Here is a 12805-nt window from a genome sequence, read left to right as displayed (position 1 = left end):
CTGAGGCTCAGCCTGTTGCCGGGAGCTCATTCGGGTCGATCATGGATCATTCCAAGGGGTTGACGTCATGAACACGGTACAGATGAGCGGCGAAGAAGTGCTCGAAATCATTGCGTTTCGCCTGCACTCCCAAGAATTTTGCGTGCGCACCACCTCTATCCGCGAAATTCGCGGCTGGGCGCCGGTGACGCCGATTCCCCATTCGCCTTATGAAGTTATCGGCGTGATGAACCTTCGCGGCACGGTCATCCCGATCGTCGATCTGGCCGTCAAACTCGGCATGCACAATACCGAGGTCAACGAGCGTAGCGCCATCGTTGTGGCCGACATCAAGGGCATGACCGTAGGCCTGCTGGTTGACCGCGTATCGGATATCATGACGATCCCGTCGAGCCGCCTTCAGCCGGTTCCGGCTGCGGCAGGCTCCAGCGGCACCTTCTCCGACGGCCTCATTGCCCATGACAGCGGCATGATCTGCTTCCTCAATCTCGAGCGCATGTTCGACGCAGGCGACGACGATTGGGGCATGGTGGCCTGAGCCGAATTTCGGCTCCGGATCAGAAGTTTGCCACAAGCTTGCGGTGGATCGCCGCAAGATCGCCCTCGCGTCTCGCCCAGAGATTGGATTCCCATTCGAGCGCAGTCGTGACAATACGGTCGAGCGAATTGTATTTCGGCTTCCAACCGAGCAAACGCCGAGCAAGGGTGGAATCCGCAACCACGGCTCCTGCATCTCCTGGACGGCGTGGACAGAAGCGAACCGGGAAGTCCGTTCCATGTACACGCTTCACCGATTCAATAACCTGCAACACGGAATAGCCTTCGCCATAGCCGCAATTGGCGACGATCGGGTCCCCGCCACGCCGCAGGTATGACAGGGCATTGAGATGCGCGGCAACCAGATCGCTGACGTGGATGTAGTCACGAACGCCCGTGCCATCCAGTGTCGAATAATCGGTACCGTAGACGTCAATCGAGGGCCGCCGACCAAGTGCTGCTTCGCAGGCGAGCTTGATGAGATGCGTTGCCCCTTCCGTCGAGAGACCCGTGCGTCCCTTCGGATCGGCTCCGGCGACGTTGAAATAACGAAGCACGACGTAGCGGAAATCATGCGCACGCGCGGCATCCCGCAGCATCATCTCCGACATCAGCTTGGATTGTCCGTAGGGGTTCTTCGGCACGGTGGGATTTGTTTCCCGCACCAGGCCCTCGCCGGCCTCGTCGCCGTAGACAGCCGCCGTCGATGAAAAGACAAAGTGCTTGATGCCAGCCTCGATGGCCGCAGCGGCCAGAACGCCGGTCTTAGAGGTGTTGTTCTCGTAATATTCAAGCGGATGGGCGACAGACTGCGGTACAACGATGGAGCCCGCGAAATGCAGGATCGCATCGATGCTGTGTTCGGCAAAGACCCGTTTCAGGGTTTCGCGGTCACCGACATCCCCGAAATAAAAGCGCGCCGCATCCGGCACCGCCCAGCGGAAACCAGTGGAGAGGCGATCGAGAACAACAACCTCTTCGCCAGCATCCAGCAATGCCCAAACCATATGGCTACCAATGTAGCCCGCTCCACCTGTCACCAGAACAGCCATGTCCGATGCTCCTGCCAATTTTGTTCTGGCAGCATGGAAACATGTTCCGCTTCAGGAGACCTTACCGCGGAGCTTAACGGTAAGGTATTGTTCTGGCAGTGGAAAACGAAGCGTCTATAGTTTCGCTACAATTTTACCCAACTGCGCCATGAAGGCACTCAGAGCTTGGCGATATACTCGGCCAGACGCCCCGCCGCTTCAGTGATCTGCTTGGGATCGCGCAGGAAGCAGGCACGCAGAAACGCACCGCCGCCAGGACCAAAAGCGGTTCCCGGCGCAAGCCCCACAAGCGTTTTGTCCACGATGTCGAAGGCTGCTGCACGAGGGTCGTCGATGCCGTCGATCTTCAAAAACGCATAAAGTGCACCATCGGGCTTGCGGGTCTGCACGCGGTTTGTTGCGATCAGCGCGTCGCACAGGATATCCCGCGACGTGCGGGCGCGTTCGATATTCGAGCGCACGAATTCATCCCCCTGTTCCAGCGCAGCAATGGCTCCGCGTTGCATGAACGGTGTCAGCCCTGAGCTGGAATACTGGATCAGATTTTCGAGCACCTGACCGATTTCAGGCGGCGCAACGATCCAGCCGACACGCCAGCCGGTCATCGACCAGTTCTTGGAAAAGGAATTGGCGTAGAGAATGCGGTCTTCAGGTGCCTGTATATCCATGAAGGACGGCGCGCGAGCACCATGGTAGTAATAAAGGGCGTAGATCTCATCCGCGATGATCCAGAGCCCATGCTTACGGGCAAGCGCCAGAATCGCCTGCAGATCGTCCTGCGTTGCGGTCCAGCCCGTCGGGTTAGAGGGCGTATTGATGAAGAGCGCCCTCGTGTGTGGCGTGATCGCCTTTTCAATCTTTGTCACGTCCAGCGACCAGCCACCGTTGACATAGTCCACCTCGACCGGCACCGGCTTAGCCCCCGAAATGCCAACGGCGGCGACGATGTTCGGCCAGCTCGGCGTCAGATAGACGATCTCGTCGCCGGGCGAGGCAACTGCCTGCACGCACAGATTGATGGCGTGCATGCCTGAACTGGTGGCGAAGAAATGTTCGAATGGCCGCTTAACGCCAAAATGACGCTGGTAGTAGCGCGAGAGAGCCTGGCGCAGTTCCGGCAGACCACGCTGCCAGGTGTAGAATGTTTCCCCGGCGTCCAGCGCGTCTTTGGTGGCACGATTGATGAAATCGGGGCTTGGCAGATCGCCTTCACCTGCCCAGAGCGGGATAAGGCCCTGACGTCCTCGTGCATAGTTCACCAGTTCAACGATACCGCTTTGCGGCGCGGCGAGCGCACGGGCGCTCAGGCTTTCCTTCAAGGTCATGCAATCGATCTCCAACGGTTGCATGTTCATAAAGGAAAGCGCGAGCAAAATCCCATTCGTTTCAGTGTACGAACATTCGATTGATTTGATGGATCGCGATCAGGCGCGGGTCTTGAGAAGATCGCGGATCTCGGTCAGCAGTTGCACATCGGCCGGTGGCGGCGCCGGGGTCGCGTCCGCCGGCTTCTTTTCCTCGGCCGCACGGATGCGGTTCACGCCCTTTACCATCAGGAAGATGATCCAGGCCAGAATGAGGAAGTTGATGATCACGGTCAGGAACTTGCCGTAGGCAAAGACCGGCCCCTGCGCCTTCGCGGCCTCAAGGGTCGGCGCCGTAACGGTCGAGCTCAGGGCGAAGAAATAATCGGAGAAATCGATGCCTCCGATGACCACGCCCACGACGGGCATGACGACATCATTGACCAGCGAATTGACGATGCCAGTGAAGGCGCCGCCGATGATAATACCGACGGCAAGATCCACAACATTGCCCTTGGCGATGAAAGATCGGAATTCGCTAACCATAGACATGACTGTTCCCCTCAATTTTCAATGACATGCGCTGTTTCTACTATAGCGACGACTTCCGCCTTGGGAAGGTGCAATGGACGATGAGCATCTCCGGTCTAGTACTTTTTGCCAAGGTCGCATTCATTTCCAAGCCGCCGCTTTTCGCCTAGTATCGTCGCTCAAGAGGTTGGCGTCATGCCAAGGCGGAGGTGCAATGCTGCCCGGCTGGATCATCGTTCTGTCCGCATGCGGCTATATTCTCCTGCTGTTTGCCGTAGCAAGCTATGGTGACCGCAGGAGCAGACGCTTGGGTACACGCTCCGGCGGACGGCCTGCGGTCTACGCGTTGAGCCTTGCAGTCTATTGTACATCCTGGACCTATTTCGGCGGCGTTGGACTGGCAGCTCAGAAGGGCCTCGAATTCACCGGGATCTATATTGGTCCCATCATCGCTTTCACGCTTCTCATGCCACTCGTTCGCCGCATCGTCGAACTGGCGAAGGCGGAGAAGCTGACATCGGTGGCGGACTTCATCGCCGCGCGCTATGGCAAGAATTCCGGCGTCGCTCTTCTCGTCGCACTCATCTCGCTGATTGGCGCGATCCCCTACATCGCGCTCCAGCTCAAGGCGGTGTCGAGTTCCGTTGCCGCCATGGTGGATCCGTCCGCCTTCGGCCTTGGCAGCGGCAATCTTCATTTCATCGATCTGGCACTGGTCGTTACTCTGCTGATGGCCGTGTTCGCAGTGATGTTCGGTACACGGCATACGGATGCGACAGAACATCAGGATGGCTTGATCCTGGCCGTCGCCATGGAATCGGTGGTGAAGCTCATTGCTTTTCTCACCATCGGTCTGGCGGTGATTTTTCTCATCTTTGATGGGCCACTGGATCTATGGCACAAGGCATCGGAAAGCATGCTGGTGGAGGCCGCGCTTCAGTATGAGACGCCGCTGTCGCGCTGGCTTCTCCTGATTGGACTTTCCGCCTTTGCCATCATCATGCTGCCGCGACAGTTCCATGTCACGGTGGTCGAAAACCGCACAGCTGGCGAAATGCGGCGCGCCAGCTGGCTGCTGCCACTCTATCTAATCGCGATCAATATCTTCGTGCTGCCTGTGGCCATCGGCGGCCTGATTACTTTCGGCGGCACGGGCAATATGGACCTCTACGTCCTGCAGCTGCCACTCTCCAACCATCTGCCGATCATTACCCTGATTGCCTTCATCGGCGGCTTCAGCGCCGCCACCGCGATGGTCATCGTCGAGTCCGTTGCCCTCTCGATCATGATCTCCAACGATATTGTCTTGCCGATCTTCCTGCGTCGAAAGCTGATGGTATCAAGCGACGACCGGGCGGATTTCGCCAAACCGCTCTTGCGCATACGCCGGACCGCCATCTTCGCCGTCCTTCTACTAGGTTATGCCTATTATCGGGCGGGAGACAGCGAGACGGGTCTGGCTTCCATCGGTCTGCTGGCCTTTGCCGCAACGGCACAGATTGCGCCCTCCCTGCTTGGCGGCCTGTTCTGGCGACGAGCAAATGCTCGGGGTGCGATCGTTGGAATGTCACTGGGCTTTCTGGCCTGGGCCTACCTCCTGTTCCTGCCAAGCCTGGGAGGAACGGACAACTCGCAGCTTGCGGCCACCATCCTCAATTTTCTTGTCCCCGGAACCAACCTGTTCTCCGGCTCGCATTCCGATCCGCTGGTCAATGGCGTCGTGCTCAGCCTGCTGATCAACTGTCTTGCCTTCGTCGTCGGTTCCTTGTCGCGCAATCCACGACCCGTCGAGCGGATCCAGGCGGGCATATTCGTCAAGCGTCAGTCGCGCTCGCAGTTTGCGACACGAGGCTGGAAGACACGCGTCAGCGTGGGAGATCTGAAGGCTGCCATTGCGCGCTATCTCGGTAACGAGCGTATGCGGCGCTCATTTGCCAACTACGAGAACACGCTTGGGCGCAAGCTATCGGACGACACGGCTGCCGATATGGCCTTGATCCATTTTTCGGAGCAGCTTCTGGGAAGCGCGATCGGCTCCTCTTCCGCAAGACTGGTTCTTTCCATTCTGATGCAGAAGGCGGAAGACGCGAATGCCGATACGGCATGGCTGCTGGATCAGGCGTCCGAAGCGCTGCAATACAATCAGGACATTCTTCAGACTGCTCTCTCGCAGATGGATCAAGGTGTTGCCGTCTTCGACAGTTCCGACAAGCTGGCGATCTGGAATCGTCGCTTCCGGATTCTGCTGGACCTGCCGGAACAGGTAGGACAGGTGGGATATCCTCTGCGGGACATCATCGACATTCTGGCTGAGCGCGGCCACATCGCCGGTGACGATGTCGATACGGTGATTGCACGGATCAAGACGCTCGACATGCCGTTCTCGCTGGTATTGCGAGGCGGAGAGCGCATTATCGAAGTGCGCTCGAACACGATGCCCGACCACGGCATCGTTGCGACCTTCACGGATATGACGGAACGGGTTGCCGCAGCGCAGGCCCTGAAGCAGGCAAATGAAACGCTGGAGCAGCGCGTGGAGGAGCGTACGGCAGAACTCACGCGCGTGAATCGCGCGCTGGCCGAGGCCAGAGCCGCCGCCGACGAAGCCAATCTCGGCAAGACGCGCTTCTTTGCGGCGGCTGGCCATGACATCTTGCAGCCGCTCAATGCCGCGCGCCTCTACTCCTCCTCGCTTGTCGAAAGACTGGGCGAATCGGAAAACAGCCAGATGGTTCGAAACATCGACTCAGCGCTGGAGTCCGTCGAAAGTATTCTTGGCGCTGTCCTCGACATCTCGAGACTGGATACGGGTGCCATGAAGCCGCGAATGGCGACGGTTGCTCTTGGCGAGCTTTTCCAGAAAATCGAAACGGACTTTGCACCGATCGCGCGAGAGAAGAACCTGAAGTTCAAGGTTCTGCCTACCAGCCTTTCGGTACGAACTGATCCAAATCTTTTACGGCGCCTCGTCCAGAACCTCGTTTCCAATGCGATCAAATACACGGTCAGCGGCAAGGTTCTCGTGGGTGCCCGTCGGCGCGGAAACGAGGTCGTCATCGATGTCGTCGATTCCGGCATCGGCATTCCTTCCTCGAAGTTCAAAACCGTGTTCAAGGAGTTCACCCGGCTGGACGAAGGTGCAAGAACAGCGACCGGCCTCGGTCTTGGACTTTCCATCGTCGATCGAATTTCCCGGGTGCTGTCGCATCCGGTCGAGCTCGCATCGACACCCGGGCGTGGCACCATCTTTCGGGTCAGAATGCCGCGTGAACTGGTGACCCTGGCAAAGCCACGCAAAGATGCCGTATCTCGTGTCGCGGCACAGCCGTTGTCTGGTTTGCGAATCCTCTGCATCGACAACGAACCTCGTATTCTGGAAGGAATGCAGCTCCTGTTGTCCGGCTGGGGATGTACAGTGCTGACCGCCAAAAGCGTCTCGGATCTGGACACACTGTATCCGGACCGCAGTTCCCCTCCCGATATCGTGATTGCGGATTATCATCTCGACGACGAGACAGGAATTGATGCAATCCTGACGCTGCGAAAGCTCCTGGGGGCTGCCGTTCCTGGACTGGTGATCACCGCGGATCGAACCCCCGAAGTGCGCGCAGAAGCCGAAAAATATGGTCTTGGTCTTCAGCACAAGCCTGTGAAGCCTGCCGCGTTGCGCGCGTATATCACGCAGATCGCCGGCTTGCGCCGAGCTGCTGCAGAGTGAACGTGACATTCACTCACGGTTCATGACACACTTGTGACAATCTCCAAATCACAATAGACGCCGCACCGGGGAACCGCTCCACCGAGTGCGCGTTAAGAGCCTCATCATCCAGCCCGAAGAGGCCCACCGGACCGATTGCAAAAGCGATCAGTGCCGCCCAAGGAGAATGCGAACGATGAAACGCTATGATCTCATCGATGGAATGCGAGGATATTTCCTCGTCTTCATGCTGATCAATCACCTCGTATTCGCCGGCGGCTATTGGCTGGTGAACATCAATCACAACCAGTTGGCCTTCGTGGAAGACGCGCAAGGCTTTGTCTTTCTATCTGGTCTTTTGATCGGCATGGTCTACGTGCGAAAGATGGTCAAGAACGGCTATGCAGCTGGACGTCAGGCGATCTATTCACGCGCTTTCGAGCTCTATCGGTATGCGATGGGGATCGTAATCTGCGTGCTGGCAGCACAAATGTTCCTGCCCGGCGCTTACTATGTCTGGTACAACTGGCTAGGCTACACGACATTCGACGACCCGCTACGCCTTGCGGCAATCGCCACCTTCGTGTTCCAGCCGACCTTCATGGATATCCTGCCGCAATACATCATCTACATGCTGTTTGCGCCGATGCTGGTGAAGCTCGTTATCGACGGCAAGTGGGCCCATGTGATGGCTGGTTCGCTCATCCTGTGGATGGCCGGACAGCTCGGCCTGCAGAAGCTGGTGACAGGCCCGATCAACGAATTTTTCCTGCGTCCTGACGAACAGGGCATCCGCGCGTCCTTCAACCTGTTTGGCTGGCAGATCGTCTTCTATTCCGGTCTTGTTCTCGGCGCCATGACGTCGCTGAACAAGATCAACTGGACGGGTATCTTCTCGCCGAAAAATACGTTCATCCCGACGATCTGCGTGCTGATCTGCGCCTTCTTCCTGCCGCTTCGCATCATGACCGCCCATGGCCTGATGCCAGGCGACCTCGTGGCCAAGTTCGCGACGATGGAAATTCGCGCCGATTTCGGTCCAGTCTATCTGATCAACTTTGTCGCGGCTGCCACGCTTATGACATGGATGATCATTGCCGGACCCAAGCATCCGGCCCTGTGGGTCCGCCGTATCGCGAATGGCATCATCTGGGTTCTGTCGCTGAAGTTCCTGCAGTTGCTCGGACGTCACTCGCTTTATGTCTACGTCTGGCATGTCGGCATCGTCTATGCCGTCTACTATTTCGACGGTCGTACACCGGAACTGTCCGAACTGACGAAAACGGCTATCGCCTTCTCGTGCATCGGACTCCTGGCAATACCTGCGCTCTGGCGCGAGCGCGACAAATGGCTTCCGATGGGCGGCTCTACGGCGCCTGTGAAGGTCGCAGCTGGCAAGAAGGCCTGACCGCCGCGAACCCTGCGAAACTGGTCAAGGCGGCGAATGCCGCCTTTTCCTGTTATCACGCAAGCACTGAGTCTCTTCGCATCGGAAAGACTGCGCGCAGCCCCTCCGGACGATAGTCGAGGGTACAGGGAGCACCAAAACCCGTTGCAAGCCGTCGCACCAGGTCCGTGCCAAAGCCACTACGCGTGGGAGCTTCAACCCCGGTTGCCCCCTGCTCTTCCCAGATCAATTGCAGCCAGCGCTCTTCACGGTCTGCCTGTTTCGGAGCCTCACAAAACTCCCAGCTGACCTTGATCGAACCCCTCTCCTGCGCCAACGCTCCATATTTGAAGGCGTTGGTACCAAGTTCATGCAGGATGAGGCTCAGCGAAATAATGGAAGAAGCATTGAGCTTGAGGGTTGGCCCCTCTAGCGACAGTCGATCGCCAGAGGTCAGGCCGAGCGGCTCCACTGCAGAGAGGATCGTATCCCGCATTGATGTCGTCTCGCCGGAAAGAGAACCGCGCAACAGCGAGATCGAATGCCCCATGGCCTGAATGCGCTTTCTCAATTGCGTACCCAGTTCCTGCGGAGTTGTAGCGTAGCGTTGCGAAAGCGTGATGAGGCCACTTGTTGTAGCCAAGAGGTTCTTGAGCCGATGATCAACTTCATCGGAGATCAATTGCTGCATCTGCAGGTGCCGGGTCAGATCCTCCTTGGCTCGCTGCTGTTCAGCATAGGCCGATAGCAGGAGCCGCAAAAGACCCAGGTCAATCGCTATGACAAGAAAGAAGAATGCCAGCGCGGTGAAGGACTGGGCATTCAAGCCAAAACTTTCAATTGGCGGAATGAAAAAGTACCAGGCTACGAACGCCGAGATGCAAGCATTCAATATGGCCGGCAGCATTCCAAAGACAAAACCAGTCAGGATCACTGCCGGGAAAAATGTGAGGTAAGGGAAACCTGCGGGCAGATAGGAATCCACCGCGAAACGCGCCCAGACAGCGACTGCCTCGATGACTAGGGATGCCACATAGGCAATCGCAATTTCTCTCGGTTCCGGCGTTTTCAGAGTGGAACGGAAGGCTGGAAGCTGTGACAGCAATCGCACCAAACGGCCATCCCTGGCAGCAAAGCGCAGATTGGGGTCGTCCGTTACAGGCAAGGACGATGGGTCAGGACCATACTGCTCGTCGGCAAGATTACTCATTTACGCTTCCTGCTGTCACCCTCTGTCATGTATCCGATTTTAAGGATGGGCGTAAGCGGCATCCCAAAGAAAAACCCCTCCGCCGCAAGGCAGAGGGGAGAGACTTCACTATCAATCGATCATCGATTACTTGGCTGGCTTCAGCGAAGAAATTATACCGATCAGATCCTGCGCATGCTTTTCCTGCTCGCCCTTGGTGCCCCAGTAGGTGATGAGAAGAACCTTGTTTGCAGACGGCGCGAGAACGGACAGACCGATGTTGACCGGACCGTCCTTGTCCTTGCCCGACCAATCGAAGTTCATCATCTTCATGCCGTTGATGGTGTCTTCAGACTGCTTCTGGGTGGATTCATCGACCTTGACGCCGTTCTTGTCCAGGAACTTGATGGCCTCATCGACCACCTTGCCTGCATCTGCCGCGTCCGCTACGTCGATTGCGAGATAGATTGCTTCATCCGAAGAGGTTGCCTGGATACCGGTGTCTGTTTCTTCCGGGTTCCAGCTATCAGGAATGGTAATGCTAGCAACAGGCTTGTCGCTTGGGAAAGCGAGCGTCTCGGCGAACGAAGCAGCAGGGAACAACAGAGCGGCCACAGCGGCAGCAGCGAAAAGCTTCTTCACGGGATGGTTCCTTCGTGGAAATATAACTGGCGGGGACGAGAACCTCTTGGTGCCGATGATGCTCGTTCGTCTTATTGCTATAACACCGATGCTGTCAGCAAGATGAACAATTTCTTCAAGATCAACAAATATCCATAGAAACGCTATTTGCGATTAAGTATCAATTTCAGCGTAACTACAACCTGGGCAAAAAAATAGGCCCCACGAGGAGGCCTATTCGCAAGACGACTGTCGCTAGTATTACGCAGCCTTTTGTTCGGCTCCATAAGGGTTGAAGCGCGTGTAGAAGGTCTCGCCCTTGGCAGCCATATCGAGCAGCAGCGGCGTCGGCTTGAAGTGATCGCCATATTGAGCGGCAAGCTTCTCGCAGAGAGCAACGAAAGTCTTCACGCCCATACCGTCGATATAGGACAGGGTACCGCCGGTATAAGGGGCAAAACCGAAGCCGAGAATGGAGCCCACGTCTGCCTCACGCGGATCGGTCACGATGCCCTCTTCCACCGTGCGCGCAGCCTCAAGCGCGATGGTGACCAACAGGCGCTGCTTCAGCACATTTACATCCACTTCGGAGGCATGCTTTTGGCTGTAGAGATCCTTCAGGCCCGGCCACAGGAACTTCTTCGCAGGCTTGGCGGGGTATTCGTAAAAGCCCTTGCCGTTCTTGCGACCGCGACGATCGAGATCATCCACGAGCTTGTTGACCAGCGCCATATGCTCCGGCTTCACCGAGGCTTCACCAAGATCAGCTATCGAGGCCTTCATGATCTTCTGGGAAAGATCGACAGCCACTTCGTCGTTGAGAGACAGCGGGCCAACCGGCATGCCAGCCATCTTGGCAGCGTTTTCGATCATCGTTGCCGGAACACCCTCGATCAGCATGTCATAGGCTTCGTTGATGTAGCGGAAGACGCAGCGGTTGACGTAGAAGCCACGCGTATCGTTGACGACGATGGGCGTCTTCTTGATCTGCGATACGTAATCCAGAGCAACAGCAAGCGCCTCGTCACCGGTTTCTTCCCCGACGATGACTTCCGTCAACATCATCTTCTCGACCGGCGAGAAGAAGTGGACGCCGATGAACTGCTTCGGACGCTTCGAATTCTTCGCCAGACCCGTAATCGGCAGTGTCGACGTATTCGAGGCGAAGATTGCCGTTTCCGGCAGCACGGCCTCAACCTTCTCGATCACGTCCTTCTTGACCTGACGATCTTCGAACACCGCCTCCACGACAAGCGAGACATCCGAAAGCGTGGAATAGTCAGCCGTGGGCGTGATGAGGGAAAGCAGCTTTTCGCCATCTTCCTTCGACATACGGCCCTTTGCGACGCTATCGGCCACCAGCTTTTCGGAAACGGCCTTGCCCTTGGCTGCTGCCTCGTCATCGCGGTCGATCAGCGAGACGGCAATACCAGCCGCAGCCGACACATAGGCGATGGAAGCGCCCATGAAGCCAGCGCCGACGACGCCGATCTTTTCGAGCTTCTTCTTTTCCACGCCTGCCGGACGACGGGCACCCTTGCCCAGTTCCTGCATGGAAATGAAAAGCGAGCGGATCATCGAGAAGGCTTCGGTGGAGCGCAGCACCTGCGTGAAATAGCGCTGTTCGATCTTCAGGCCCGTGTCGAAGGGAACCTGCAGGCCTTCATAAACGCACTTCAGGATGGCGAGAGCACCCGGATAGTTGCCCGCGGTTTCGCGACGCAGGATCGCCGGAGCGGCTGGCCAGAGCTGGGCTGCGGCAGGCGTCCAGATGCCACCGCCGGGAACCTTGAAGCCCTTTTCATCCCAAGGGGCAACCGGCTTCAGGCCATCCTTGATCATCTGCTTGGCCGCCGGGATCAGCTGATCGGGCTCTACCACCTGATGCACGAGGTTCATGGCCTTGGCGCGCTGCGGCGTCAAAGTCTGGCCGGTCGTCATCATCTGAAGCGCATCCTGCGTGTTGGCAAGACGCGCGACGCGCTGCGTGCCACCGGCACCGGGGAAGATGCCGACCTTGACTTCCGGCAGCGCCAGCTTGACCGACTTGGCATTGGACGCCACGCGGCCATGGCAGGCGAGCGACAGTTCGAATGCGCCGCCCATGCAGACGCCGTTGATAGCCGAGACCCACGGCTTGCCGCAGGTTTCGATCTTGCGCCACAGCCAGTTCATGCGGCCTGCAACGTCGAACAGCTTTTGCATCGCCGTATCCGGGTTCTTTGCCTGTTCCTCCTGAAGAAGGCTGAACATGCTGCGGATCATGGTGAGGTCTGCGCCGCCCGAAAAGGTCGACTTGCCGGAGGTGAAGACAACGCCTTTGACTGCGGCATCGGCAACCACCTGATCGACGATGGCATCAATTTCGTTCATCACCTCTTCGGTGAACACGTTCATGCTCTTGTCCGGCATGTCCCAGGTGATGAGGGCAATGCCATCTGCATCGGTTTCGATGGTGAAATTCTTGTAAGTCATGGCCGTTCCCCC

Annotated in this window: 9 protein-coding genes; 3 read left to right on the top strand and 6 right to left on the bottom strand. The window is 57.5% G+C overall.

Going from position 1 to position 12805, the window contains the following annotated elements; translation table 11 throughout:
- The first annotated feature begins 67 nt into the window (after positions 1-67).
- On the top strand, positions 68-538 hold the full coding sequence (locus ASD54_RS14505; RefSeq protein ID WP_062555294.1) for a chemotaxis protein CheW: 471 nt from the start codon (positions 68-70) through the stop codon (positions 536-538).
- A gap of 19 nt (positions 539-557) precedes the next feature.
- Here ASD54_RS14505 and galE read toward each other — a convergent pair whose 3' ends face one another.
- The 3 genes from galE to mscL all read right to left on the bottom strand — a co-directional run bounded on the left by galE (position 558) and on the right by mscL (position 3439).
- Positions 558-1589, bottom strand: coding sequence for a UDP-glucose 4-epimerase GalE (gene galE / locus ASD54_RS14500; protein ID WP_062555293.1), 1032 nt, complete (start codon positions 1587-1589; stop codon positions 558-560).
- A gap of 158 nt (positions 1590-1747) precedes the next feature.
- Positions 1748-2914 (bottom strand): pyridoxal phosphate-dependent aminotransferase, encoded by a 1167-nt coding sequence (locus ASD54_RS14495; protein WP_062555489.1) that lies wholly within the window; start codon positions 2912-2914, stop codon positions 1748-1750.
- A gap of 99 nt (positions 2915-3013) precedes the next feature.
- A complete protein-coding gene (gene mscL, locus ASD54_RS14490) occupies positions 3014-3439 on the bottom strand; it encodes a large conductance mechanosensitive channel protein MscL (RefSeq protein ID WP_062555292.1) in 426 nt (141 codons plus the stop codon).
- 199 nt (positions 3440-3638) lie between these two features.
- On the opposite strand from mscL, the gene ASD54_RS14485 reads away from it, so the two are divergent.
- The gene (locus ASD54_RS14485) at positions 3639-7142 is read left to right on the top strand and encodes a NahK/ErcS family hybrid sensor histidine kinase/response regulator (RefSeq protein WP_062555291.1); all 3504 of its coding nucleotides are present in this window, start codon (positions 3639-3641) and stop codon (positions 7140-7142) included.
- Between the two features lie 175 nt (positions 7143-7317).
- Positions 7318-8529, top strand: coding sequence for an OpgC domain-containing protein (gene opgC / locus ASD54_RS14480; RefSeq protein ID WP_062555290.1), 1212 nt, complete (start codon positions 7318-7320; stop codon positions 8527-8529).
- A 55-nt stretch (positions 8530-8584) separates the two neighbouring features.
- Here opgC and ASD54_RS14475 read toward each other — a convergent pair whose 3' ends face one another.
- The 3 genes from ASD54_RS14475 to ASD54_RS14465 all read right to left on the bottom strand — a co-directional run bounded on the left by ASD54_RS14475 (position 8585) and on the right by ASD54_RS14465 (position 12793).
- Positions 8585-9718: a DUF4118 domain-containing protein gene (locus ASD54_RS14475; protein ID WP_062555289.1), complete on the bottom strand. Its 1134-nt coding sequence runs from the start codon at positions 9716-9718 to the stop codon at positions 8585-8587.
- A gap of 126 nt (positions 9719-9844) precedes the next feature.
- Positions 9845-10339, bottom strand: coding sequence for a hypothetical protein (locus tag ASD54_RS14470; protein ID WP_062555288.1), 495 nt, complete (start codon positions 10337-10339; stop codon positions 9845-9847).
- Positions 10340-10579: 240 nt separating this feature from the next.
- Positions 10580-12793, bottom strand: coding sequence for a 3-hydroxyacyl-CoA dehydrogenase NAD-binding domain-containing protein (locus ASD54_RS14465; protein ID WP_062555287.1), 2214 nt, complete (start codon positions 12791-12793; stop codon positions 10580-10582).
- Positions 12794-12805: the final 12 nt, after the last annotated feature.

It is taken from the genome of Rhizobium sp. Root149 (genome assembly GCF_001427345.1).
GTDB classification, from domain to species: Bacteria; Pseudomonadota; Alphaproteobacteria; order Rhizobiales; family Rhizobiaceae; genus Neorhizobium; species Neorhizobium rhizoryzae.
This window is presented reverse-complemented; position numbering and strand designations above follow the sequence as displayed.

Coding starts and splice junctions, on each gene's coding strand:
- opgC (WP_062555290.1), top strand. CDS start 7,318: ATGAAACGCTATGATCTCATCGATGGAATGCGAGGATATTTCCTCGTC.
- ASD54_RS14495 (WP_062555489.1), bottom strand. CDS start 2,914: ATGACCTTGAAGGAAAGCCTGAGCGCCCGTGCGCTCGCCGCGCCGCAA.
- ASD54_RS14485 (WP_062555291.1), top strand. CDS start 3,639: ATGCTGCCCGGCTGGATCATCGTTCTGTCCGCATGCGGCTATATTCTC.
- galE (WP_062555293.1), bottom strand. CDS start 1,589: ATGGCTGTTCTGGTGACAGGTGGAGCGGGCTACATTGGTAGCCATATG.
- ASD54_RS14475 (WP_062555289.1), bottom strand. CDS start 9,718: ATGAGTAATCTTGCCGACGAGCAGTATGGTCCTGACCCATCGTCCTTG.
- mscL (WP_062555292.1), bottom strand. CDS start 3,439: ATGGTTAGCGAATTCCGATCTTTCATCGCCAAGGGCAATGTTGTGGAT.
- ASD54_RS14505 (WP_062555294.1), top strand. CDS start 68: ATGAACACGGTACAGATGAGCGGCGAAGAAGTGCTCGAAATCATTGCG.
- ASD54_RS14465 (WP_062555287.1), bottom strand. CDS start 12,793: ATGACTTACAAGAATTTCACCATCGAAACCGATGCAGATGGCATTGCC.